Annotated in this window: 1 pseudogene; it reads right to left on the bottom strand. The window is 70.2% G+C overall.

The window, feature by feature from the left end:
• Positions 1–255 (bottom strand): annotated as a pseudogene (locus IU459_RS40695) (ISL3 family transposase); the annotation flags it as partial.

The raw sequence follows: 255 nt of genomic DNA, 5'->3' as shown, positions 1-255 counted from the left end.
GCGGAAGGCGAAGTCATCGACGCCGAGCGCGGTCACCGGGCCGGGTTCGGGCATCGGCAGTGCCCGGATCAACCGCAGCAGAGTCATCCTGGATACCGTCACCGACAAGTGGCGGGTCAACCGCTGGGCGGGGCGGCCACCCACCGCCAACGCGATCCGCTCGAGCATGCTGCGTAGCAATGGGGTCCGTCGGGCATGCGCCGTGGTCAGGCCGGGTACCTGCTCGGCGAACGTGGCGCGGGCGCAATCCGGGTT

Source organism: Nocardia amamiensis (assembly GCF_015477605.1).
GTDB classification, from domain to species: Bacteria; Actinomycetota; Actinomycetes; order Mycobacteriales; family Mycobacteriaceae; genus Nocardia; species Nocardia amamiensis_A.
The sequence above is the reverse complement of the archived record's forward strand: the minus strand, read 5'-3'. Positions and strand labels throughout refer to the sequence as shown.